The 24,084-nt window shown below is 31.7% G+C and carries 29 protein-coding genes and 2 tRNA genes; 10 read left to right on the top strand and 21 right to left on the bottom strand.

What is annotated here, in order from left to right; translation table 11 throughout:
• Window positions 1-4 precede the first annotated feature (4 nt).
• Window positions 5-673, bottom strand: coding sequence for a TIGR00266 family protein (locus MEFER_RS04200; protein WP_015791390.1), 669 nt, complete (start codon window positions 671-673; stop codon window positions 5-7).
• Between the two features lie 132 nt (window positions 674-805).
• Here MEFER_RS04200 and MEFER_RS04195 point away from each other — a divergent pair, with 132 nt between their 5' ends.
• From MEFER_RS04195 to MEFER_RS04185, 3 genes are all read left to right on the top strand, one after another.
• The gene (locus MEFER_RS04195; RefSeq protein ID WP_015791389.1) at window positions 806-1,930 is read left to right on the top strand and encodes a tRNA (guanine(10)-N(2))-dimethyltransferase; all 1,125 of its coding nucleotides are present in this window, start codon (window positions 806-808) and stop codon (window positions 1,928-1,930) included.
• A gap of 2 nt (window positions 1,931-1,932) precedes the next feature.
• Window positions 1,933-2,562, top strand: coding sequence for a family 16 glycoside hydrolase (locus MEFER_RS04190; protein WP_048056426.1), 630 nt, complete (start codon window positions 1,933-1,935; stop codon window positions 2,560-2,562).
• Between the two features lie 69 nt (window positions 2,563-2,631).
• Window positions 2,632-2,709, top strand: a tRNA-Ile gene (locus MEFER_RS04185).
• A gap of 173 nt (window positions 2,710-2,882) precedes the next feature.
• Here MEFER_RS04185 and MEFER_RS04180 read toward each other — a convergent pair.
• The 7 genes from MEFER_RS04180 to selD all read right to left on the bottom strand — a co-directional run bounded on the left by MEFER_RS04180 (window position 2,883) and on the right by selD (window position 8,985).
• Window positions 2,883-4,844 (bottom strand): ATP-dependent DNA helicase, encoded by a 1,962-nt coding sequence (locus tag MEFER_RS04180; protein ID WP_015791387.1) that lies wholly within the window; start codon window positions 4,842-4,844, stop codon window positions 2,883-2,885.
• A gap of 71 nt (window positions 4,845-4,915) precedes the next feature.
• Window positions 4,916-5,608 (bottom strand): tetratricopeptide repeat protein, encoded by a 693-nt coding sequence (locus MEFER_RS04175; RefSeq protein WP_015791386.1) that lies wholly within the window; start codon window positions 5,606-5,608, stop codon window positions 4,916-4,918.
• Window positions 5,609-5,712: 104 nt separating this feature from the next.
• Window positions 5,713-5,886, bottom strand: a complete 174-nt coding sequence (locus MEFER_RS08515) for a hypothetical protein (protein ID WP_015791385.1) — start codon at window positions 5,884-5,886, stop codon at window positions 5,713-5,715.
• A 202-nt stretch (window positions 5,887-6,088) separates the two neighbouring features.
• Window positions 6,089-6,724 carry a phosphoserine phosphatase SerB gene (gene serB / locus MEFER_RS04170; protein WP_015791384.1) on the bottom strand — a complete coding sequence of 212 codons (636 nt, stop codon included), beginning with the start codon at window positions 6,722-6,724 and terminating at the stop codon, window positions 6,089-6,091.
• 65 nt (window positions 6,725-6,789) lie between these two features.
• Complete coding sequence (gene purS / locus MEFER_RS04165) at window positions 6,790-7,041, bottom strand: phosphoribosylformylglycinamidine synthase subunit PurS (protein WP_015791383.1); 252 nt, start codon at window positions 7,039-7,041, stop codon at window positions 6,790-6,792.
• Window positions 7,042-7,053: 12 nt separating this feature from the next.
• Window positions 7,054-7,782: a phosphoribosylaminoimidazolesuccinocarboxamide synthase gene (gene purC, locus MEFER_RS04160; RefSeq protein ID WP_015791382.1), complete on the bottom strand. Its 729-nt coding sequence runs from the start codon at window positions 7,780-7,782 to the stop codon at window positions 7,054-7,056.
• A gap of 156 nt (window positions 7,783-7,938) precedes the next feature.
• The gene (selD, locus tag MEFER_RS04155) at window positions 7,939-8,985 is read right to left on the bottom strand and encodes a selenide, water dikinase SelD (RefSeq protein ID WP_015791381.1); all 1,047 of its coding nucleotides are present in this window, start codon (window positions 8,983-8,985) and stop codon (window positions 7,939-7,941) included.
• 196 nt (window positions 8,986-9,181) lie between these two features.
• Between selD and MEFER_RS04150 the strand changes: the two genes are divergently transcribed.
• Window positions 9,182-10,306 carry a pyridoxal phosphate-dependent aminotransferase gene (locus tag MEFER_RS04150; RefSeq protein ID WP_015791380.1) on the top strand — a complete coding sequence of 375 codons (1,125 nt, stop codon included), beginning with the start codon at window positions 9,182-9,184 and terminating at the stop codon, window positions 10,304-10,306.
• A gap of 224 nt (window positions 10,307-10,530) precedes the next feature.
• Here the strand turns inward: MEFER_RS04150 and acsC are convergent, their stop codons facing one another.
• On the bottom strand, window positions 10,531-12,003 hold the full coding sequence (gene acsC / locus MEFER_RS04145; RefSeq protein WP_015791379.1) for an acetyl-CoA decarbonylase/synthase complex subunit gamma: 1,473 nt from the start codon (window positions 12,001-12,003) through the stop codon (window positions 10,531-10,533).
• Between the two features lie 27 nt (window positions 12,004-12,030).
• Window positions 12,031-13,251 (bottom strand): CO dehydrogenase/acetyl-CoA synthase subunit delta, encoded by a 1,221-nt coding sequence (gene cdhD / locus MEFER_RS04140; RefSeq protein WP_015791378.1) that lies wholly within the window; start codon window positions 13,249-13,251, stop codon window positions 12,031-12,033.
• Window positions 13,252-13,442: 191 nt separating this feature from the next.
• On the opposite strand from cdhD, the gene MEFER_RS04135 reads away from it, so the two are divergent.
• Together MEFER_RS04135 and MEFER_RS04130 are read left to right on the top strand one after the other, a co-directional pair.
• Window positions 13,443-13,534: transfer RNA gene (locus tag MEFER_RS04135), tRNA-Sec, on the top strand.
• Window positions 13,535-13,560: 26 nt separating this feature from the next.
• Entirely contained in the window at window positions 13,561-14,466 is a 906-nt protein-coding gene (locus MEFER_RS04130) for a hypothetical protein (RefSeq protein ID WP_015791377.1), read from the top strand.
• On the opposite strand, the gene MEFER_RS04125 is transcribed toward MEFER_RS04130, so the two are convergent.
• Genes MEFER_RS04125 through MEFER_RS04110 form a run of 4 tightly spaced genes read right to left on the bottom strand, consistent with a single transcriptional unit; the run spans window position 14,463 to window position 16,628 of the window.
• Entirely contained in the window at window positions 14,463-14,930 is a 468-nt protein-coding gene (locus MEFER_RS04125; protein ID WP_015791376.1) for a methanogenesis marker 9 domain-containing protein, read from the bottom strand. The genes MEFER_RS04130 and MEFER_RS04125 overlap by 4 nt on opposite strands.
• 4 nt (window positions 14,931-14,934) lie before the next feature.
• Window positions 14,935-15,612: a 2-amino-5-formylamino-6-ribosylaminopyrimidin-4(3H)-one 5'-monophosphate deformylase gene (arfB, locus tag MEFER_RS04120; protein ID WP_015791375.1), complete on the bottom strand. Its 678-nt coding sequence runs from the start codon at window positions 15,610-15,612 to the stop codon at window positions 14,935-14,937.
• A 42-nt stretch (window positions 15,613-15,654) separates the two neighbouring features.
• Window positions 15,655-15,822: an RNA-protein complex protein Nop10 gene (locus MEFER_RS04115; RefSeq protein WP_048056320.1), complete on the bottom strand. Its 168-nt coding sequence runs from the start codon at window positions 15,820-15,822 to the stop codon at window positions 15,655-15,657.
• A gap of 14 nt (window positions 15,823-15,836) precedes the next feature.
• A complete protein-coding gene (locus tag MEFER_RS04110) occupies window positions 15,837-16,628 on the bottom strand; it encodes a translation initiation factor IF-2 subunit alpha (RefSeq protein WP_015791373.1) in 792 nt (263 codons plus the stop codon).
• 247 nt (window positions 16,629-16,875) lie between these two features.
• On the opposite strand from MEFER_RS04110, the gene mcrD reads away from it, so the two are divergent.
• A complete protein-coding gene (gene mcrD / locus MEFER_RS04105) occupies window positions 16,876-17,358 on the top strand; it encodes a methyl-coenzyme M reductase operon protein D (RefSeq protein ID WP_048056319.1) in 483 nt (160 codons plus the stop codon).
• A gap of 11 nt (window positions 17,359-17,369) precedes the next feature.
• Here the strand turns inward: mcrD and rnp3 are convergent, their stop codons facing one another.
• Window positions 17,370-18,056, bottom strand: coding sequence for a ribonuclease P protein component 3 (gene rnp3 / locus MEFER_RS04100; protein WP_015791371.1), 687 nt, complete (start codon window positions 18,054-18,056; stop codon window positions 17,370-17,372).
• 8 nt (window positions 18,057-18,064) lie between these two features.
• Window positions 18,065-18,739 (bottom strand): 2-phosphosulfolactate phosphatase, encoded by a 675-nt coding sequence (gene comB, locus MEFER_RS04095; protein WP_015791370.1) that lies wholly within the window; start codon window positions 18,737-18,739, stop codon window positions 18,065-18,067.
• A gap of 83 nt (window positions 18,740-18,822) precedes the next feature.
• Here comB and MEFER_RS04090 point away from each other — a divergent pair, with 83 nt between their 5' ends.
• Window positions 18,823-19,422: a DUF116 domain-containing protein gene (locus MEFER_RS04090; RefSeq protein ID WP_048056425.1), complete on the top strand. Its 600-nt coding sequence runs from the start codon at window positions 18,823-18,825 to the stop codon at window positions 19,420-19,422.
• 45 nt (window positions 19,423-19,467) lie between these two features.
• Window positions 19,468-20,505 carry a TRC40/GET3/ArsA family transport-energizing ATPase gene (locus tag MEFER_RS04085; RefSeq protein ID WP_015791368.1) on the top strand — a complete coding sequence of 346 codons (1,038 nt, stop codon included), beginning with the start codon at window positions 19,468-19,470 and terminating at the stop codon, window positions 20,503-20,505.
• Here MEFER_RS04085 and MEFER_RS04080 read toward each other — a convergent pair.
• Window positions 20,492-21,457, bottom strand: a complete 966-nt coding sequence (locus tag MEFER_RS04080; RefSeq protein WP_015791367.1) for a cobalt-precorrin 5A hydrolase — start codon at window positions 21,455-21,457, stop codon at window positions 20,492-20,494. The two genes, MEFER_RS04085 and MEFER_RS04080, sit on opposite strands and share 14 nt — an antisense overlap.
• 60 nt (window positions 21,458-21,517) lie before the next feature.
• On the opposite strand from MEFER_RS04080, the gene MEFER_RS04075 reads away from it, so the two are divergent.
• A complete protein-coding gene (locus MEFER_RS04075) occupies window positions 21,518-21,757 on the top strand; it encodes a pro-sigmaK processing inhibitor BofA family protein (protein WP_015791366.1) in 240 nt (79 codons plus the stop codon).
• Between the two features lie 14 nt (window positions 21,758-21,771).
• Here MEFER_RS04075 and MEFER_RS04070 read toward each other — a convergent pair whose 3' ends face one another.
• The 4 genes from MEFER_RS04070 to nudF form a co-directional block, all read right to left on the bottom strand.
• Window positions 21,772-21,969, bottom strand: coding sequence for a hypothetical protein (locus MEFER_RS04070; RefSeq protein ID WP_015791365.1), 198 nt, complete (start codon window positions 21,967-21,969; stop codon window positions 21,772-21,774).
• A 135-nt stretch (window positions 21,970-22,104) separates the two neighbouring features.
• Window positions 22,105-23,136: a type II glyceraldehyde-3-phosphate dehydrogenase gene (locus MEFER_RS04065; protein ID WP_015791364.1), complete on the bottom strand. Its 1,032-nt coding sequence runs from the start codon at window positions 23,134-23,136 to the stop codon at window positions 22,105-22,107.
• Between the two features lie 107 nt (window positions 23,137-23,243).
• Window positions 23,244-23,570 (bottom strand): transcription factor S, encoded by a 327-nt coding sequence (locus MEFER_RS04060; protein WP_015791363.1) that lies wholly within the window; start codon window positions 23,568-23,570, stop codon window positions 23,244-23,246.
• Entirely contained in the window at window positions 23,563-24,072 is a 510-nt protein-coding gene (nudF, locus tag MEFER_RS04055; RefSeq protein ID WP_015791362.1) for an ADP-ribose pyrophosphatase, read from the bottom strand. The genes MEFER_RS04060 and nudF overlap by 8 nt, the downstream gene beginning before the upstream one ends.
• Window positions 24,073-24,084: the final 12 nt, after the last annotated feature.

The raw sequence follows: 24,084 nt of genomic DNA, 5'->3' as shown, positions 1-24,084 counted from the left end.
TTTTTTATTTATCTTCTTTGATGGGTAGATACTTCATTAAGAAATCTACAAAGCTTTCCATATTTCTTGTTTGAATATACACTTTCCCAGTTCCTCTAAACTCATAAACTAATCCTTCTCCACCAAGTAATGTTGATTTCAACCCTCCAATCCTTTTTAAAGAATATGAAAGTCCACCTGTGAATCCAACAAGATTTCCATTGTCAACTATTAAAGTTTCATCGTTTAATTCTACAGTTTCAAGAGCTCCAAAGGATGATAAAAACACATCTCCTTTCCCTTCAAGTTTTATTAAAAATATTCCTTTACCTCCAAAATATGTTTTTATTCCTCCAAATTTTGTATCGATGTTTATATTTGGTGATGATGCTAAATATGCTCCACTTTGGAGGTATAGAGTTCCATTCAATTCATGATGAATTATATCTCCAACATAATTTGGGGATAAAGCCAATATTCCAGTGCCACTGAATTTATTTAAAAATACTCCCTCTCCAACTATCGCTCTCTTTAAAGCTCCTACTAAGCCCCCACTCATTTTTGTATCAATTGTTATATTTGGGCTCATATATACCATAGCTCCTCTTTCAGCGATAATACTCTGATTTTTTAGATTTATTTTTAATAACGAGTATGCAGGCTTATATTCTATTTTAAAATCATATTCTGCCATAATATCACCAAATTGTAATATGGTTATTTATTAATTTCAAATATGTATATAAGTATTTGGATGTTATTAGAAGCAAATTTTAATATTGATTTTAGAATATAGCTATTGAAAAACGGTTTTGAGGGATATAATATGATTCTAAAAGAGGGAGAAGTAGTTTTTGAAGTTCCAGATAAATTAACAGTTACAAAAAAGGATGAAGTATTTTACAATCCAAGAATGAAAACATGTAGAGATATAAGTATAGCTGTAGTTCAGGCATTTTTAAACTTGTATCATAAAAAGGATAAATTTTATATTGCCGATGCATTAGCTGGAAGTGGAATTAGAGGGCTTAGGTATGTTAAAGAACTCAATTTTGATGGAGATTTAAAAGTTTTTTTAAACGATATAAACCCAATAGCTTATGAAAAGATAATAAATAATGCAAAATTAAATAAAATTGAAAATATTGAGGTTTATAATGAAGATGCAAACACATTCTTATCGAGGCACTTTAGATTTTTTAATCTTGTAGATTTAGACCCTTTTGGCTCTCCATCTCCATACATAGACCAAGCTATAAGAGCTTTAGTAACAAGGAATGGCTTACTCTGCTTAACAGCAACAGATACAGCCGCTTTATGTGGAAGAGCTAAAAAATCCTGCCTAAGGAAATATTTGGCTTACCCTTTATTTGGTAGAGACTGTCATGAATTTGCATTGAGAATTTTAGCTGGTTATGCTATGAGAATGGCTACAAGATATGAGATTGCTTTAAAACCAATATTTTGTCATGCTACAGACCATTATGTTAGGGTTTATTTAGTTACAGATAGAGGGGCTAAGAGGGCTGACAAAGTTTTTGACATGCTCGGCTATGTTAAAGATGTTAATGGAATAAAAATGGTTAGGAAGTTTGAGGAAGGCTATGAAAAAGGCTTTTCTGGGCCGTTGTATATAGGTAATTTGTACGATAAAGCTTTAGTAGAGGAAGCTTTAAAAATAGCTGAAGAGAGAGGATTTGGTGAGAGAGTTTTAAAGATTTTAAAAGCTATTAGAGGAGAAGCTGAAATAGACCAAATTGGATGCTATGACACCCACCAAATAGGAAAGATGTTAAAGATTTCGGTTCCGCCAATGCAAAATATCATAAATAAATTAAGAGAAATGGGTTTTAAAGCTTCAGTAACACACTACAATCCAAAAGGAATAAAAACCAATACCACATTAAAGAATATTATTGAGGCAATATATGGATGTATCAAAGGTGAATAATGATGAGTTTTAAAAAGGTAATTGCCATTTTAACGATTTCAATCCTATATTTGGGGCTGTGTGGTTGTTTTGAAGTAGGTCCAAAGCAATTTTACGATGACTTCTCTTCCTATACTATGGGAGAAAAGGCTCCATTTGGGGAGTGGAAAGTTAAGGAAGGAGGTTTTAAAATTGAAGGAATAATGAGTGAGGATAAAAAGTCAATAAATAACGTTGCGGTTCCAATTAACAATGGAATAATTTATATTGACAAAAATTATACTAATTTTGAACTTATTGTAGATATAAAACGGTTTGAAGATAAGGACAATCCAAAAATATATTTTAGATTGGTAAATAATGCACAAGCTGGGTATTTTATAGAGATAGAGAGATATGATAGAGGTTATGCACTCTATAAATTTAATGGAAGTAAGGTAGAGAAATTGGCTGAATCTTATAGTGCGGCTCCAGCAGGTACGGATTTCTATAGATATAAAGTTATAGCAAAAGATAACAAAATAGTATTCCTCGTAGGAGGGCAGAAATATATTGAATACACTGATAACAACAATCCAATACTTAAGGGAGGGATAGGAATTGGTGGAGGAAGGGCTTATTACGATAACGTTAGAGTTACTCCATTAGAATAAATTATATGAATGAACAAATAACCGAAAAGTATATATATTAGTTATTATTATCTAATTTTTGCTTTCAGTAGGGCGGTGGCTCAGCCTGGTTAGAGTGCTCGGCTGATAACCGAGTGGTCCGGGGTTCGAATCCCCGCCGCCCTACCATATTTTTATTTCTATAGGGGCAAAGCCCCTATTGGTATATCCCAGAGTGGGCTTCACTACGTTCATCCCTACTGCAATATAATTTGATGGACTATACTAAAAGGTTCGTTTTTATTTTAGACATATTTATTTATTAATTCAAATATACAAATTAAAATAGAAAAAATAAAAATTTAAAAATTGTTTCTAAATTGGCACATAAACTTTGGAATATATCTCACAGCCATATCCAAGCTCATAACTTCATAATTATCTTTTAAATAACCTTTTTCTTTCATAACTCTTCCAACCCAATCTGAAAACCTTTTATCCTGTATAACTACAACCCCATAATCATTTTCCGTCCTTATTAACCTTCCAATCATCTGAACCAAAGTTCTCGCCATCCTGTCAAACGATGTCATTAAAAAAGCTCTCCAATGGGCATCTCTAACACCTCTATTTTTGAATTTTTCCTCCAATATTCTCTGCTCTCTCAATATTAAGGGAGTTGGGACTGGGAAGGGGAGGGCATCGATAACAACCCCTACCAATGCCTCTCCTGGAATATCAACCCCCTCAGCAAACCTTCCAGTTGCTAATAAAATCCCTCCAATTTTTTCAAATCTCTCTTTCAATTCCTTGGCCTCTTTTCCATCCATTCCCTGCTCATAAACGTGAATATTCTTATTTTTAATGTTTGTTTTTGCAATTTCTCTTTTTATATATTTGTAAAAACTATCCAAATCTTCAAAACTCTTAAATAAAACTAAAGAGTTCCCATTTATCGCTTCCAATATTTTTAATAGATTTTTGTTTGCTTTTTCCCTATCCTTCTTTTCATGTTTCATATCTACTCCATCTTTTAGGGCGATGATTTTTTTCCTATTCTTAGGGAATGGACTTTCTAATACCAAAAATTCAGCTTTATCTACTCCTGTTTTTAAAGCATGCATCTTTAGATTTCCAATTGTTGCTGAGCAGTGTATAACTACTGCATTATTATAAAGCTCTTTTAAATGTGAGCTAACAAAAACCGGCTCACATAATAAAGAATTTCCACTTCTGTAAATTACATAGTTGTCATTAATATATTTCAAATCTTTAATATTCTCTATAAATTCAAGAAGATACATGTCAGATAATTTCCTTTTGTGGATAAAATCGAGTTCTATGGCAATTAACGCCTTGCTGTCAATTTCAAATTTTAGCTCTTCCTTATCAATTTCTTCATTTTCTTTAAATCTTAATATTTTGTCCTTTATATTGTTTATTTGATAATAACCATCTAAGATAGCTCCCAACACAGCGAGTTCTGTTTTATACCTCCAAGAACTCAAATTTTCTCCATCAAAAATAATTGTTTCCTTGCAGATGTCTATATTGATGCCTTTACTTGTTAAATATCTTTCAATTATTTCCCAAAAGTTCTCATCCTCAATATTTAATCTCTTTTTTAAAATGTTTGGAGCGTAATATAAAGCCATATATTTCAATCTATTAATTGATAATTCTGGATTTATGACAATTGTTGAGGAATTCCTTACACTATCTTCCAATTTATGTGCTTCATCACAAATAATTACATCAACATCTCTTTTTTTCTCAATCTCCTCCTTTGCAAAATAAAACATACTATAATTCATCACTACAATATCAGCTAAGATACTCTCTATTTTTGCCTTTTGATATTCACAGCAACAGTATGGGCAGTAGTAAAGAACTTTATCCCCTAAATTTATCTGTTGTTTTTTTGTTCCACAGTAACAAATTGGTCTTTTATTTGGTCTATATAAGCATTTTTTATTTAATTGACAATACAATCTATTTGCCTTTCCTCCTTTTGATTTGCAAATAAAATTACTCTTTCCCATTAAAAATGAAACCTTTAAATTATGCTTTAAAGAGCTTAAATCTTCATAAATCCTAACTTGCTGGTCTATTGTCTCTGTTAGTATTAAAACCCTCTTCCCTCTTTCAGCAAAATATATGGCTGGAATTAAATACCCTAAAGTTTTCCCAACACCAGTTGGTGCTTCAACTATCAAGTTTTTTCTATTTTTTATACAGTTGTAAATTTTTAGCATCATTCTTTTTTGTGGTTCCCTAATTTTGGGATATGGAAATTTCTCCCTAATATAGCTTTCAAACTCCATAAAAATCCCGTTTAAAAATTATAAAATTTTAAATTTTCTAAATTAAATCTATGTAAAATAAAAAAAGACATTTACTCACTAAAATCTTTATTTCTCCCATCTATGGCTTTATTGTAGTACTTAATAGCTTTTTCAATATCACCTTGCTTTTCATATATTCTGGCTTTATTTAAAAGTGCTTTGGTGTAAGTTGGTTGCAGTTCAATAACCTTATTATAGCATTTTAATGCCTCATCTAATTTTCCTAAATATTCATATAGCCTTCCTTTAAAATACCATAAAATTACGTCATCTTCTCTAATTTTTAATCCCATATTTATGTATCTTTCAGCATCTTTTAAATTGTCAAGAGTTAAAGATAAATAGATGGCATGTTTTATTGCATCTAACCATTTCGTATTTAACTCATCTATTAATTTTTTGAAACATTCTAAAGCCTCTTTGTATTTCCCCAATCTTTTTAGTAAAACACCCTTTATATATAAAGCATTTTTACTATCTGGTTTTAATTCCAAAGCTTTATTTACGCAAAATAAGGCTTCTTCGTATTTTCCCAATTTTCTTAATATTTCTGCCTTTTCAACCCATATTGGAGCCAATTCTGGGACATGGCTTAACATTTCATCATAAGTTTTCAGTAATTCATCATATTTACCCAGAGATTCTAAACAAGTTGTTTTTAGCAAAAATGCAGATAAAAATTTATTTTCAATGCCTAATGCTTTATCATAGCATTTTAATGCCTCTTCACAATTTCCAAACATTCCATATAATTGTCCAGCAAATACCCAAGTTATTGGATTTTTTGACTGACATTTTATTAATTCTTCAAATATTTTGACTGCCTCTTTTATTTCTCCCTTAGCCGTTAATATAGTCCTTTTAAAAACAAAGCTAAATGGAAATCCGGCTCTAATTCTAAAGATTTATCAATGTAATAAAGTGCTTTTATTAAATTTCCGTTAAATAATTCTTCATAAGCCTTTAAGACGTTAATTACAGCTTCTAATGTATTTATTCTTGCATTTTTATTTTTTCCCATAAAACATCACCAAATAAGTAGGAATTAAAAATGATATTATACAATAAATATTATTATACACTAAAATTTATTTATGACGTTTCATACTCTATATATTTTACTATTTTACTATGTTTAATTTTGGTTTAATTTTATTATAATATAACAAGTTGCAAATTCTTTAAATTCAACTATCGTTTTTAAGTGGAAAATTACATATTAGTTATTTAACATGCTTTAAAATTTCTCTTAAATCTCTCTTCTCTATGCAAATATCCGCCTTTTCTTTTAAAATTGGTTTGGCACAAAATGCTATCTTCAAACCTGCTTTTTTGAACATACTTACATCGTTTGCTCCATCGCCTACGGCAACAGTATCTTTTAAATCTATTCCTTCAATTTTAGCTATTTTTTCTAAAATCTCTCCCTTAGCATCTTCTTTTAAAACATCTCCTTCAACTTCTCCTGTTAATTTTCCATCCTTAACAATTAACCTATTTGCAAAAGCGTAATCCAATCCCAATTTTTCTTTAATTTTATTTACGGCGATGTCAAAGCCTCCACTAACAACGGCAACAACATAACCCATATTTTTTAATTCTTTGATCGTTTCTTCAGCTCCTTCAGTTGGTGTTATCCTCTCAATGGCTTTTTCAACCTTTTCAATTGGAAGGTCTTTTAATAAGCTAACTCTTTTTCTTAAAGACTGCTCAAAGTTTAATTTTCCTTCCATAGCCTCTTTTGTTATCTTCTTAACTTCTTCCTCAACACCTGCCTCTTTAGCTATCTCATCGATTGTTTCGTTATTAACCAACGTGCTATCAAAATCAAATAAAATAAGCTTTCTCTTCTTCTCCATTTAATCACCAACTCAAAAAATTTTAAATTGAGTAAATTTTAACTAAAATGGATAAAAAAGTTTAATTAATCGACCTTCTCTATTTTTATCTCGTAATCGTGAATAACAGGGTTTGCCAACAACTTTTTACACATCTCCTCAACTTTTTCCTTAACCTTTTCTTCACTCTCCCCTTCCATAATTATATCAATCATCTTATACGTTTGGACTTCTTTAACATTATCAAATCCTAAAAAGTTTAAAGCCCTCTTTATTGTTCTTCCTTCTGGGTTTAAAACACCTTTTTTTAGCTTTATTATAACCGTTGCTTTGTACATAGTTTCACCAATTTATAACAATCCTAACCTTTCAGCAACAACTCTATATTTTGCAATAACATCTCCTAAATTCTTTCTAAACACATCCTTATCTAAAACATCTCTTGTCTCTTTATCCCACAATCTCATGGTGTCTGGGCTAATCTCATCAGCAACTAATAAATTGCCATCTTTATCTTTTCCAATTTCAATTTTGAAGTCAACTAATATAATACCTTTTTCGTCAAACAATTTTTTCAATACTTCGTTAACCTTTAATGCAATCTCTTTAATCTTATTTAACTCTTCTCTTGTAGCTAAACCTAATGCCACTGCAATATCATCATTTAACATCGGATCTTTATATTCATCATTTTTATAATCAAACTGAACAACTGGGAAAGGTAGCTCTTTCCCCTCTTCAAAGGGATACCTTCTACACAAACTTCCAGCGGCTATGTTTCTAACTATAACCTCTATTGGAATTATTTCAACTTTTTTAGCCACCATGTATCTTGGCTCTATATATTTTATGTAGTGGGTTTTTATACCATTTTTTTCCAAAATTTCAAACAACTTTGAAGATATTAAAGCGTTTAAATAACCCTTTCCCTGCTTAACATCATGCTTAGCCCCATTTCCAGCTGTTATATCATCCCTAAACTCAATTAACACCTTATCTTCATCAATTTCATAAATAGATTTTGCCTTTCCACTATACAATGGCTGTTTTTTTAAAATTTCTTCTAAGTTTATATTCATACTTTCACCAGAGGAGTTGTATTTATAAAGAATCCCTCATTTGATTTTTATACTTTAAGGTAAAATAATGGTTTATTCGATGTGCCTCCCTTAAAAGGGTTCGGCACATTTGCAACAACATTATCATTTTATTGCTATATCTGCCCAGCACCGAGTTTAAATTTCAATAACTTTAACATCTTTACTTAAAACTGCCTTTCCTTCTCCTTTTTTAACTACCCTTCCAACTTCAAAGGCATAGCAGTTAGATTTCTCCAACTCATTAATTAAATCATCTTTGTATTCTTTTTTTGCCGATATTAATAAACCTCCAGCAGTTTCAGCTCCATATCCATCCAATAAAGCATGTCCAAACAACCTACTCAATTCTGGGGTCTTTTTTATGCATGGAAGTAAATTTATCTCTATCAAAACGTTACTGTTATCAGCCATTTCATTTGAATGCCCTAATATACCAAATCCTGTTATATCAGTTAATGCATTGGCTATTTTATCCCCAACTCTTTTTTCCGCTCTTCTCAAAGCCATTAACGCATATCTATTTGATGTAGTCATTAGCTCTATTGCCTTATTTATTATATACTCTTTCTCTTCCTCACTAACATCTATTAAATCTTTAAATTCCTCTGGAATCCTTGATAACGCCATCGCTGTCTGAGTTCCTAGTGGTTTTGTTAATATTAAGATGTCTCCTTCCTTAGCTCCAGCCTTTGTTAAGACCTCTTCCTCTTTTCCAACTCCTGTAACAGCTCCTCCAATCAAAGGCCATGGATTTAGTATTGTATGCCCTCCAACGATTGTTGTTTCATTTTCTCTACAAAAGTCCTGAAATCCTTTCAGCATCTCTCTAACTATGGGTATTGGCAATTTTTCTGGAATACCTACAATTGCTAAGACTCCAACTATATCCAACAATCCCATGGCATAGATGTCGCTCATTGAGTTACAGGCAGCTATCTTCCCTTGTATATAGGGATCATCAACAATTGGAGTGAAAACATCAACGGTCTTTGCTATAACCAACCCATCTCTTTTAATTACTGCTGCATCATCACCCAACCCAACTAAAATATCTTTATTTGATAAATCTTTGTCAGTAACTATTCCTTTAACTAAATACTCTAACTCGGTGCTGGGCAGTTTGCAAGCTCATCCATGGAGTTTAACCATTTCAGTTAATCTCATTTTTCCTTCTTTTTCCATAGTTTCACCTTAAATAATTGTTAAATACTGCGTTAAATAGATACTAATCCTATTATAAAGCTGATAACTCCTATTATATAATACTACCAATTAAAATTTCTAATGGCTTGGGAGGTATTAAAAATTATGCATGTAAAAAGATAACTATATAAAGACAATATAAAAATTGCTATCTGCAAAAATTGAGGGTGTAAGGATGATAAGCAGTAGATGTAAAAATATAAAGCCGTCAGCAATTAGGGAAGTTTTTAATTTGGCGACATCTGATTGCATAAATTTGGGAATAGGGGAGCCAGATTTTGATACACCAAAGCATATAGTTGAAAAGGCAAAAAAGGCATTAGATGAGGGAAAAACTCACTACTCTCCAAACAATGGTATTCCAGAGCTTAGAGAAGAGATAAGCAACAAATTGAAGAAAGATTATAACTTAGATGTTGATAAAGATAATATAATAATTACCTGCGGAGCTTCAGAGGCGTTAATGTTATCAATAATGGCTTTAGTTGATAGAGGGAATGAAGTTTTAATTCCAAACCCATCTTTTGTATCTTATTTTTCATTAACAGAGTTTGCAGAAGGGAAGATTAAAAATATAAATTTGGATGAGAATTTTGATGTTGATTTAGAAGAGGTTAAAGAATCGATAACTAAAAAAACAAAGTTGATAATCTTTAACTCCCCAGCAAATCCTACTGGAAAGGTTTATGACAAAGAAACAATAAAAGGATTGGCAGAAATAGCTGAGGACTACAATTTAATTATAATTTCGGATGAAGTTTATGATAAAATTATCTATGATAAAAAACACTACTCACCAATGCAATTTACTGATAGATGCATACTAATAAATGGATTTTCTAAAACCTATGCAATGACTGGTTGGAGAATTGGTTATTTGGCTGTTTCAGATGAATTAAGTAATGAGTTGGATTTAATCAACAACATGATAAAAATCCACCAATACAGCTTTGCCTGTGCTACAACCTTTGCCCAACATGGTGCTTTAGCAGCTTTGAGAGGAAGTCAAAAATGTGTTGAGGATATGGTTAATGAGTTTAGAAGGAGGAGGGATTTGATATACAATGGATTAAAAGATGTTTTTAAAGTTAATAAACCTGATGGGGCATTTTACATATTCCCAGATGTGTCTGAGTATGGAGATGGTGTAGAGGTTGCTAAAAAATTAATTGAAAATAAAGTTTTATGCGTTCCTGGAATTGCATTTGGAGAAAATGGGGCTAATTATATAAGATTCAGCTACGCCACGAAGTATGAGGATATAGAAAAAGCGTTAGAAATTATAAGAAATCTCTTCTAACGAAACTTTTAGTAAAAGTTGAATGAAAATTGTAGATTTTCATAACTGGAAAGCAAAGCTTTCCATTTCATTAAAATAAAGCAATTAAAATTTAGTTAATCTAAATACTTAGAAATTTTAAAATAAGCTACCCTTCAAAATTCAATAAAAATCCTTAAAATCAAAAAATAAATTATAAAAACTAATTATTTAAATAATAAAACTCTTTCATCGATATAAAAAATTTAATTAGCTTTATTCTTTTCTCTCCATTCTTTTAATATCCTATCCCAGTTCTTTCTCAGGAAGTCACCAACTTGGGAAGAATCTCTCGTTCCAACAACACACGTCCATCCTGTTTTATCCTCAATATCTCCTCTTGCTGGTGCTGCTAATGCAGGTAGAATTATTATTCTATGATTTACTTTTTCAGCAATTCCTGTTTCTTCAATTAATTTTTTAGCATTTTCTCCATTATACTGCCCTCCTGCAACTGAGACATCAACTGCTCTACCTCCAGTATCCATTACCAACAGCCAGCAAGTAACGTTGTCTTTCTCAAAGTCTCCAGTAACTGTGTAGAATGTTAATGAGAAGTTCGTTGTTAATATAACTGGGCTGTTTTCATCTGGGTTTCCAATTGGATATAATCCAGGCTCAACTGCCTGTGGTTTTCTTGGGTCAGTATAAATGCACTGCCTCAATGTTAAGATTGGCATTAGCTCCCAAATATCTGTTCCATGCATGATTAAAGCATCTGCATACCTATTCATTAAAGTATTTGCAATTGTAGCTTCAAACATCTTGGCAACAACTTCTTTATCCTCAAAAAATACAGAAATTGGACATTCATTGTTTAAAGCATAGTAATAGGCATTAATTGGTAAGTTCAATATTGGAAATCCTAAGTATTTATCCTCCCTTTCAATAGCGCTTCTTCTAATCATGGTATTTAAATCTAATGTTTCGGCGATATTTTCTGGGTATGTATGTGGTTCTAAAACCAAATCTTCAATACCATTAGCTAAGCACTTTGCAGCCATATTTTTTAAATCTTTGACGTTATTTGATGATAATACTAAAACAACATCATTCTCTTTTTTAAGCTCCTTAATGGCTTTTATGAAATCATTTAATGTATCTTTTGTTGCGGCATAAACCATTGGTTTTGATTTAACTACTTTTAAAGCCTCTTTTATAATCTCAGGATTTAATGAGGCAATACAAATAGGCATTTTTGTTTCTTTTTCAACAATCTCTATAGCTTTTTTAAATTTCTCAACATCTCCAGAAGCATTTCTTATAACAATAAAGTCCAATTTTAACTGCTCTCCAGTTCTTTCAAATACAAAGTTCTCTATTTCTTTAGCTCTATTTTTGATCTCCTCTTCACTTAATTCATCACTTATATCAATACCGATAGGCGTTGGGTTGAAGAATGCCAACTCATATCTATGCATTACTTCATCTCCACCCATAACTGCCTTCCTTTCATCATTTCCAAACCAAACCTCTTTTACAGGTGGAGATACAAGTTCTATAATCTTCTTTTTATTTTCTTCAAATTTTGGTGTATTTAAAATTGGACATTGGTCAACTGTTGCCTCTTTCTCTAACAATTTTGTAGCAAATGCCATACATGAAGGTTGACCACATTTTTTACAGTTTGTTTTTGGCAATAACTTATAAATGTCCATTGCACTAACTTTTTTTGCCATTTCAATCACCTTTAAATTAAAAATGTTTTATGCTTTTGCTACGATCCATTCATAGTTGTTTGTATTTAATTTAACTTCTCCAGGCTTTGTTGTTAATGTTCTTCCAATTTCTTTCAATGTTTTTACTGATATTGGGTTGAGCATCATGAATAAATCAACTCCACACATCATCATTGTAATTCCAGTGGTTATCTCCCACAATGGAAGCCTATACTCTCTTGGTCCCCATTCAGGATTGTTCATCCATGCCTCTCTTGCCCCAATAGCGTTTGTTGTTCCAGAAGACATTGGCATATTGACTAACTCATCCCCTTTAAGTCCATTCAATCTCAATCTAACCATTGCGTTAATTGAGAACTCAATACCATAACCTAAAGCACATGTTGTTGGGTCCATAACTATTTTATTTGGATCTAAACCAGCCTCAATTAATTTTCTGTTTAAATCCCTTGCCATGTTTGGATCCATAATGCTCCATGCCAATACGTTGTGGTCGTACTTCATAGCGGCATCAACTATCTTTTTGTAATCCAACTCTAAGTTTGCTGATGCCAATAAACACCTGTCTCCTTCTGCAGCCTCTGCACACGCCTCTAAAACCAATGGATCTTTTTGAGGGTTTCCACTACCTCCAATAACAAATGGAACATCAACTGCTTGTAGTAAATCTTCCATTAATTTTGCAGCTTCTTTTGGGCTTGTATCCTTAATTTTTGGGTCTGTTGAAACATGGTGTATTGTTATCATATCAGCCCCAAATTCTTTAACACACTTCTTTGCCCATTCGCATGGATCTTCCATAACATCTTGGAAAAACTCTCTAACTGGTTTTGGCAATCCTGGCATTGGCATATCGAATATATCAAATGTAACAACTGGTGGGTTTGGCTGTGGTTCTTCAAACCTGTATAAAGCTCTCTGCCCACCAATTTTTACAACCTTTCCTCTTCCCCCTTCTTCTTTGGATCTTCCAAACTGAACTTCCCTTATGTATCCTGGATACTTTTCAATTGGTGGTTCCCAATCTAATTCTGGAACATCTTTAATTTCAATTATTCCTTCATCAGCTAATTTTTCTTTTATTGATGGCGTTTGAGGAATGACAACAGGAGGGGCTGAAGGGATGTTTATTATTAGCTCATCGGCAGTAATTGTTATATTTTCAATCTCTATTCTTCCAACTTTTTCAATAATTTTTATCAAAGCATTTAAATCCATAACATCACCTAATTTGTCATTATAAATCATTATAAATTAATTAGATAGTTATTAGAATTAATATATAAACATTATTATTTCAATTTTTTAAAGAAAATTTTCTTAAAAATAAGGAATATTTTATTCCATTTGTTATCAGTTTCTTTAATGGGCATATGTTTTTATGTGTGAACAACCTTTAAATATGTCCTCTATAATTATCATAAATACACCTATAATGTGGCGCGGGGTACCGGGCTTGGTAGCCCGGGGCGGACTTCAGATCCGTCGAGGGCGGATGCCCTCGGGGTTCGATTCCCCCCCTGCGCCGCCATTATTTTTTTTCTTTTTTGTGAGATTATGGAGAAGGTTTATTCAAAGTTTGGGAGAGTTGAGGATTTAAAGGAAGTTATTTCGGGGTTGGCTAATTTTACCGGGATTATTAGGTTAGATAACGCTTTATTATATTATATAAATTCAAAACTCATATCATCAAAATTAAATGGAAAAGAAAAAAGTTTAGAGGAGATATTTTCCCAAATACCTGACGAATTTTTAATAGAGATTTATGAAGGTAGTGGAGAGGAAATAAAATCTGCCTTAAAAAATTTTAAGCCAGATGAATCTATTGTTGAGGTTTCAAAGCTAAGTTTGGTTTTTAATAATGGCTTTATTCTTAATTCGTATAATGATATATACAAATACCTAACTTCGTTCGATAAAGTTATTTTCATGCCAAAAAGATTCAAAAATGAAAAGGCAGTTGTTATCTATAAAAATAAGAAGGAAATTTTTGCAGTATATTTTGGAAAGAAAAACTTATTTGGAAAAAGAGCAATTAGTAAGTTAAAAACAACGTTTGCCGTTAGTGAGATAGTTGCAAAGATTGAAAAAATATCAAATAACGAATTGAATTCTTTAAAAAGGGAATTTCCTGAAGGTGTTTTATTCTTTGGAGATTCAATTGACGAAGTAGTTAAAAAAATAATTTCTTCAAAAGAACCTCTAATCTTAGAGAATGCCTCATTAATTGATGCCTTATCTAATGGAACGTGTTTAATTAAAATTGAAGGCAGTGAAGTTGGATATATAGTTGCCAAAGAAAAAAAGCCGATATATGCGTTTTTGAGGGATTATAGTGGGGAGAAAAGCTATAGATTGTTAAAGAGTATGTGCATAGTTGAGGATGTTAAATATTATATTTATAAGCTTTCAAAAGAGGAATATGATATGTTTAAAGTATTTCAAGAAAATAAGATTTTTTAATCTTTATTAATTATTTTTATTGCCATTTCATAAGCTTTTTTTAAATCTCCAGTCTCTAAAATGCATTTTTCAGCAATATCTTTTGGAATACCTTTTTTGACAAAAACTTCTACAGCTTCTTTAAAAAATTGGCTGTTCCTTAAAATTTCTTCAGCAAGCTGTTTTTTTAATTCCATGTATTCATCAGGGCTTATGTTGTTTCTGGCAAGCTCGTAATCCCTATAAGGGCATGGTTTTGTTATCTTACAACACCAAACTAAGCTACCAAAGCATGTGTTTTTTCCTAAACCCAACTTTGTTCTTTTTCCAAAATCTTCCTTTATTTTTATAAATTCATCTAGAGACATTTTTAATACAGCCAATGCTTTATGGATGGGGCAGTATTTTATTGGAGGACAGCAAAAAGCTAAGCCTCTTAAATCTCCTCCCCTGCAGATGTGAGAGGGGGCGTTATCCCAACCCATAATTTCACCTTATCATCTCTTTTACTTTATCAACTACCTTTTCTATCGCATCATTTAAAATCTTTTCTCCAAGATTTTTATCCAATCTAACTCCAAATTTTTCAACAGCCTTTGCCTCTTCATCTATCGCTTTATTATTTTCTCTCGCCTCTTTTAATCCAACCATTCCAACTTCAGGATACTTTTCAAAGTTGTTATGTTCTTTTAAACTTTTTTCATCAGCTTTAGCTATCCCTATAACATAGCCAACTGAGACCTCCTCAGTAGCTGCGTGAGTGAAAGCTATATTTATCATCTCAACCTTTACTCCAAACTCATACTCCAAATCTTTTAAAAATTTCTCAATTAATATGTTTCCCCCATGGCAATTAACTATTAAAAACTTCTCTACACCAATTTTTTTACCTTCATTTATCAAAAATCTTAGATAATAATAGATGTCTTCAGGCTTATTGTGTATGCCGTGTTTAACATATTCATATTCAGTTGATGGAATAACTACTCCTAAAAACTTGGCTCCAGTTAAAATAGCAGCTTTTAAAGCTATGTATGAAGCTATTTTTATATCCGTGTCTATTGGCAAAACAGCTCCGTGATTCTCTAAAAAAGAACCAAGGGCTATAATCCCTACTTTATGGACTTTTTCATCTAATATGTTTCCTGATGATAACCTAAGCTCCATGTTATCACAAAAATTATTTTAAACAAAAAATAAAAGAGAATATTATGCTTTTTTATTTTTTAAAGCCCTCTTTAACATTCTCCTATACTTCCCCCATCTATCTTCTAAAGAAAATTTTGGAGGTTTTGGAATTACAGTTTTTTCTCCACATTTTGGGCAGATTTCTTTTAATGTATAGGTTCCGCATTTTAGGCACTTTCTCATTTTCATCTCTACCACTTTATTTACTTCTTACTTTCCCTGTAATAGGTTCCCTCTCCACCAAGTTTTTTAATTGTAGCTACTGCCTTTTCACAAACTTTCTTTAAAACTTCTTCCCCACTTTTGTAATCTGGTGCTTTAACAACAACTCTATACTTTGGAGCTCCTATGTAGGTTATCTCAACTTCAACATCTTCATAAGGATTTGCTTTTAATGCAGCTGTTAAAGCTTTCTTTATTTGCTTAATTCCATCTGGTGCATAGGATTTCATTTCAATTATTCCCTCAACTTCGACATTTGTTAGCTCTATACTTTCTTTAGCAACTTCATATAAAACATCTTTCCATTCTTCACTAATCTCTAAGTCATCTAAAACCTCTTTTCCTTCAATAACCAACGTTTCAAATGCGTTGTATAACTCTCCAAACTCATCTTCCAATAAATAACCAACTTCCTCCCAAGCTTCTTCCAAGCTCTTACCTAATTTTTCAGCGGCTCTTTCAAGCATCTTTGAAGCTCTTTGGAATCTCTTCCATTCCTGAACTTTTGCTCTCTTCTGTTGCTCAGTAACTCTCTTTAAAGACAAATCGATATGTCCTTTCTTTTCATCAACTCTCAAAACCTTTGCAACAACTCTCTGCCCAACTTTAACGTGGTCTCTAATGTTTTTAACCCATCCTGACGTAACCTCAGAGATGTGAATCATCCCTTCTTTTCCTGGATATTCTAAAAGTTCTACAAACGCACCATAAGGTTTAACATCCTTTACAGTCCCTATAACTATATCCCCTTCTTCTGGAAACTCTCTCCTCATAATAAACACCTCGTAAAATACAATTTTGTTTCATTAAAATTAATTATACTCAATTAATATAAAAAGATTGAATTGTGAATTTGCCTTTTCATTATTTGAGTTTAAGAGTATATATTACTTAGGTTATATTTATAGATTTAGATAATAAAATTTTTATTTTTAATTCCTCTAAAGTAATATTAAATTTATCGAAAGTATTATAAAGGTTGAGATATACACTACTGTTATGAAAACTGAGGTGAAAGTTATGAGTGAAGAAATAAAGGTTGTTGATATAAAGATATTTCCACACAGATATTTGAAGGCGGAGACAACAGAGAAGGTGTTAAATGAAATTTATGATGTAGATGGAATTGTTAGAGTTATAGTTCATGGGCAACCTTTGCCAAAGACAGTTCCATTTGGTCCTGCAAGAGGATTGCCAGTAAACCATCAAGATAGGAAGATCATTAAAGTTAAAGGAGAGGATATGGAGTTGAGAGTTAAAGTTGGGGAGATAGTTATAACAGCTGATGGGGAGAAATTTGAGGAAATAATGGATAAAATAGAAGAGATATGTGAAAGAAATTTTCCTTATGGATACGATATTTACGTAGGGGCATTTACAAAAATAAAGCCAACTGTAACTGATTATATGAAGTACGGTGATGTTAGCAATATAGACCCAAGGCTAATTGGTATGGTGGATGCGTCAGCAAGGTTAAAAGACTCTGTAAAGATGATTAAATAAATTTTATTATTTTATTTTATAATCTCAACTCCATATCTTACAACGTTATCTCTCATTAAATAATCTCTAAACTCGCATATCTTATATGTTGTTTCCATAATCTTTTTTGCATATATTGGCTCAACTAACGTGTTTAAAAATGCTCTTAAATCATAGGGATTTTTTATTTGATATTTATTCTCAGCATCTGAGCATATAATTACTGGCACATCAAACTTTTTTGCCAATTTTAGGTTATTCCTAAAGAATAATAATGTTCTTGCCCTCTCATATCCATCTTTATTTATTAGATTTTTTAAATTTAGCTCAATAGCTACCCTATGAGTTGATGCCAATCTTGCTAAAACGTGGTCTATTCCGCTATCTTTCCTTCCAAGTTCTGGAGTTGATAAAATATCAACATCGTGCATTTCAACAGCGGTTCTATTTATCTTCAATACCCCTCCTTCAACTAACACTATATGGCATTTGTTTCTAAACTTTTTTACTTTATTTCTTAATTCTTTTGAATTTTCAGTTTTTATTTTAACTCCAGAATATACTTTCAACTTATATTTTTCCCCGATTTCCTTAACCTCTTCGTACTTTTCTTTGCTGAATTCATCATCATATTGATAAAAAACAAATCCGTTCCATTTCAATTCTTTTAGCATTTTAATTTCTTCTTCCCTTTCTATCCTGTTTATATCAATTCTCATATTATCACTTATTTAAATCTAACGACTTTGCTTTCCTCTTTATCATAAATTCCAACAGCATCGATGCTATTTTCCAATAATGCAAATACAACATCTTTTTCATATCCAAGATTTTTCAGATTCTTTGCAGAGGATGAGTTTAAAATTAAAGACATCCAATCATGCTTAGTTAATTCCAATGCAGCTTTAATAAACTCATCAAACTCTCTGTCAATGTATTTGGCAATAACACCACATCCAATAAAATCATCTATTGCAAAATTGTTTTCTCTATGGCATGGAACTAAGCTTATATCCTCAAAATCTTTAACAGCTTCAGCAACAAATTTTGCATTAACAATAGCCCCTATAAATATCTGCTCTGCCTCCAAATTTTTTAAAACTCTCGTTCCATTTGTAGTTGTTAAAATAACTTTCTCCCCATTTTCATATCTCTCCTTTATAACATCTTTATTTGCCAAAATTTCTGTTGGAGAGTTCCCAAAATCAAAATTCTCTATCTTTTTTCCTTTTCTTTCTCCAATGTATATTGCTTCCTCTTTTTTAGATGTTGAGGTGGTTATATATACTTCATCGATAAATGATAGGAGTGTTGTTATTGTCGTTGAAGCTCTCAAAACATCAACAACTATTGCCACATCATTACATTTATAATCAGCAAATTTATTACACAATGTTATCATGATATCAACCTTTATAATTTTAGTTTTTGATAAAACTTCAGGAGGGATGTATTTTGATAGATGGCTTTTTACAAATTATAGGAATGATAACAATAACAATATTTGCATTAGCATTTTTCTCCTTTATCCTAATTTTAATTATTGGCTATGTATTATTAAAAAAGAATAAGTTAATATTTCCAAATTTAGCTTTGTTTTTAATGGACAGTTTCCACTCCATATTATTGAGGATTTTTCTACTTATTGGCTCTGAAGACACATTTTATAGAGTAGGAATTGAATTTTACAACAAATACTATGAAAATGCTTTTAAAAAAACTAAGAAGAGAGTTTTAATATTACCTCACTGCCTTAGGGATACAAAATGTCCTGCTAAGCTAACACCAAATGGTGTTGAGTGTATATTTTGCAATAGATGTAAAATAGGAGATATTATAAAAGTTGCTAAAGAAAATGGTTATAAAGTTTATATAGTCCCGGGCTCTACATTTTTAAAAAGAATTTTGAAGGAGGAGAAGCCAGAGGCTGTTTTTGGTGTTGCGTGCAATAGGGATTTATTTTATGGAATGAACATGTTATCAAGGAAAGGAATTCCCTCACAAGGACAACCTTTATTAAGGGATGGCTGCATAAATACTTTGGTTGATGTTGATGAACTCATAACAAGATTAAAATCATTATAATTATCTATAAAATTATAAAAATTTACAAAATTAAGGTGATATTAAATGTTATCAAAAATAAAGGATTCCATTAATTCATTGAGGGGAATAACAGAAAAAAAATTGGAAAATAAGAATGGAACCAAATACATCATGTTTGGAGGTAAAGGAGGAGTTGGAAAAACTACAATGAGTGCCGCAACTGGAGTTTATTTAGCTCAAAAAGGATTAAAAGTGGTTATCGTCTCAACAGACCCTGCCCACTCATTGAGGGATATATTTGAGCAAGAATTTGGGCATGAACCAACAAAGGTTAAAGGCTTTGACAACTTATACGTTGTTGAGATTGACCCACAAAAGGCAATGGAAGAATATAAAGAAAAATTAAAAGCTCAAATAGAAGAAAATCCATTCTTAGGAGAGATGTTGGAAGATCAGTTAGAGATGGCTGCCCTCTCCCCAGGAACTGATGAAAGTGCTGCATTTGATGTATTCTTAAAATATATGGACAGTAATGAGTTTGATGTAGTTATATTTGACACCGCACCAACAGGACACACCTTAAGGTTTTTAGGAATGCCAGAGGTTATGGATAAATATATGACAAAGCTCATTAAGTTGAGAAAACAGATGAGCGGATTCATGAAAATGATGAAAAAGCTTTTACCATTTGGAGGTAAAGGTGAGGATATTGATTACGATAAGATGTTAGAAGAATTGGAGAAGATGAAGGAGAGAATAGTTAAAGCAAGGAAGATTTTATCAGACCCTGAAAGAACTTCATTTAGATTGGTAGTTATTCCAGAGGAGATGAGTATTTTAGAGAGTGAGAGGGCAATGAAAGCCCTTCAAAAGTATGGAATTCCAATTGATGCGGTTATTGTAAATCAGCTTATCCCAGAAGATGTTCAGTGTGATTTCTGTATGGCAAGGAGAGAGTTGCAGTTAAAGAGATTGGAAATGATTAAAGAGAAGTTTGGAGATAAGGTTATAGCATACGTTCCACTTTTAAGAACTGAGGCAAAAGGAATTGAAGCTTTAAAACAAATAGCAAAAATATTGTATGGAGAAGAAAAAGAAGAACAAGAGGTTACTGCTCAATAGATATTGCAACAGTAACCCCATTCCTTTTAAACTTTTTTAACAATAATTTTATGCTATCAAAATCCTTATTTGTTAGTTTTTTAACTGCCAACATTGATGCAGGTTCAGAAACCCCATAAACACCCAAATGTTTATAAACAAACTCAGATTTTTCCAAATCAATTTTTTTGTAGACTTCATTAATCTCCTCTCGTTTAAAAACAAAAAGTGGCTTTTTAAATTTATTTATAGTTTCTAAAATTCCTTTCTCATCTTTTTTGTCTTCAATTGTGGCAAATGTATCAATTCTCCAAATTGGAATATTCCTTAAAAACACTGCCTTTTTAATTGCCCAATAAACTTTATGCCTTTCAATATTTTTCGTTGCTCCCAAACCAACAGCTATTTTTAAAGGTTTCAATTTTATAGAATCATTTATAATAACTTCATAACTGTCGTGGTATTCAATTTTATACCCATTTAATGTTTTTATCCCCCAATGTTTTGGAATTATTAGATTTACATCTTCCTCTAAAATTTTTTTATTTATTTCAACTATGTCCTTCCTCTTAGGAGTTTCTAAAAATAGCAGTTTGGAGAGTTCATCAACCCCTAACTTTCCATTCACATCTGTAGCTGTGGTAAAAACAACCCTTCCATTTATGTTGTTGGCTATTAATTTGGAGAAATAATTTCCTCCACCTATGTGATTTGATAATAATGGGATAATCTCCTTATTTTCACTGCAAACAATAACAAATGGATCTTTAAACTTATCGTTCATAATTTTGTTTAAAAACTTCCTCAAAACTATGCCTGTTGCCATTATGAATATAAACCCTTCTTCATTCCCTTCAATTTTAAAATCTTTTATATGAACTACTTGGTTGTCATAAAAATAGTAATCTAAAACTTCTTTAATTTCTTCAGCTATTCTTTTTCCTCTTTTTGTGATATATACAATTTTAATCATTATCAACCACACAGAAGGTTTTTATTTTAGTTGAATAAGATAATTATTGTGGTGATATTTATGGGTTTGGAACATCTAATTTTATTGCTATTGGTAATAGTAATTGGAGTTTTGGTTTTTAAATTAACCTATAGAATATTGAGATATCTTGCAGTAAATACAATAATAGGTTTAATTTTGGTAGGAATTCTAAACTTTCTTGGAATAATCCACATCCATTTAAATTTGATAAACTTGTTAATAATAGCGGTTGGAGGAGTGGTGGGAGTTTTTATCCTGATATTACTTTCAATTTTATAATCAAAATAAAATAGCTAGGCTTTCATTGAGTATTCATAAGCTTGGCAAGCCCAATAATCCAAAACATCTTTAATTGATTTTAACTTCTTTTCCCTTCTTTTTTTGATTCTTGCCATATTTCTTAATATTTTTAGTGTTCGTTCAATTTCATCCTCGCTCATTAAGGTGGCGTCTATCAATAGGCTTATGGCTTTCCTATCTATATCGTCCATAATACCACCTTTTAATACTATAAACTAAGTTAGTATTATGATATATAAGATTTTCGGTATATGGTATGAAAAGAAAATAATTTTCTATATTTAAAATAATAAATTAAAGCTCTAAAAAAATAAAAAAGAAGAAATTTATTGAATGCCCATAGCTTTATTTGTTTTTTCAATTGATTTGAAGTTATCTTCTTCCATTTGGAGCATGGCTCTAATACAATCAATGTTTTCAGGAATTACTATACTCTCTTGATGGACAGCCTGCATTAAGAATATCTCATTTTCTAAGACGTTAACGCTCTCCTCCCAAACAACCAACTCGTTTATATCATACCTCAACCTTCCTAAATCTCTTCCATACTCGATAATTTTAGCTGTTGATGTAAATCCCTCATCAGCTTTAACAGTTATAATTCTTGGAGTTTTGTTTATAGCTTCTAAAACATCATCCCTGCTAAAATTTCCATCAACTTCAACCATTAAAGTGTGTTGGTGCATTAATGTTGTTGGAACTATAACAGCGGAGGTTAAAATCTTCCCTTCAAACTCTGGAACTACTGAAACAACATCAGGACCGTGATGGGAAGGAACTGTAACTGGATTTGGTGTTATAGCATTTACTGGCCCTCTTTTATCATCGTTTGGATCTGCAGCTCTTCTAACCAAAACAACTCTTGCCTTTTTAATGTCAGCAACTGAGTTTATTGCATATAAGCTTCTACACAAACCTGTTGTGTTGCATGAGACAACTCTTATGTAGTCTTTTCCATAACATCTGTCGTAGCTCCATAACGCATTAAAGTTGTCTTCAACATCTTTAGCCTTTTCCCCTCCCTGAAGAATAGCTTTAACTTTGTGAGGTTTGTAGATATTTTCTAAGTTTTCTTTTCCAATCTTTTTTGGAGCTCCATCAACAACTATGTCTACATCCTCTATAACATCTAAAATAGTTCCCTCAACTGGAATTCCAGCGTCTTCAAATAACTTAACTCTCTCCTTGTCTGGAATTGCTACAAATAACTTGTATCCTTTTTCAACAGCCAATCTTGCTTCAAAATCTGGCTTCGTCTTTGTAACCCCTATAACTTCCATATCATCCTGCATTGAAACAGCATCAGCTACCCTCTTCCCAATTGAACCATATCCATTTATCAATACTTTTGCTGGCATGGATTCACCATTTGTTTTTGTTATTATTATATCAACAATTTATGATAATACACATTATTTATAAATTTTTATAATCTGTCTATTTTATTAAAAAAGAGATTTTAATATTAATCGTATTCTCTCCATGTATGGCCACATTTCTTACATTTGTAAAATCTTGTTTCCGGCTCATCTGCACATCTTGTTTGCTGTAGCCACCAATAAGCTTCATTATGTCCACACTTTGGACATTCAACTCTTGTAGTTGGTAATGTCTCTACACCTTCGCCTTCAATAACAGTGATCTTTTCTTTTCTATTTTCTAAGTGTTCTTTGTATTCGTACTCTTTACTTCCTTCAGACCCTGTTTCTTCTTCATAACCACAAACAACGCATTTTAATTTTCCATCTTTTGGTAGCATTAAATTTTTGCATTTTGGGCAAAACTTAACCATTTTTCCACCTCATGTAATCTTCAATTATCTTTTTATGGTCAAAAGCTAACTCTGGAAGATTATTTAAATCAAAAAACCCTGCCTCTTTCGCATCATCTCCAGCTTTTAACTCCCCTCCTACAACATCTAAGACAAATACTATCGAAATTACATGCCCTCTCGGGTCTCTATCTGGTGATGAATAAACTCCCAATAAGCTTTTTACTTTGGTTATTAACCCAGTTTCTTCTTTAATTTCCCTAACAACTGCCTCTTCAACTGTTTCTCCACATTCAACAAAACCCCCGGGAAGGGCAAAACATCCTTTAAACGGATTATTTTTCCTCTTTATCAATAAAATTTTGTTATCTTTCTCAATGATTCCATCAACGGCCAAAGCTGGGTGAAGATATAGCCTATATTTCTTTAAATATCTCTTTTTTATGATTTTTTTAGAATATCTCTTTCCAAATAAATTCAATGCAAAGATTTTTCCGCTTATGCAAAAACATTTTTTTGTCATAGTTTCACTTAT

Source organism: Methanocaldococcus fervens AG86, from assembly GCF_000023985.1.
GTDB classification, from domain to species: Archaea; AGJL01; Methanococci; order Methanococcales; family Methanocaldococcaceae; genus Methanocaldococcus; species Methanocaldococcus fervens.
The sequence above is the reverse complement of the archived record's forward strand: the minus strand, read 5'-3'. Positions and strand labels throughout refer to the sequence as shown.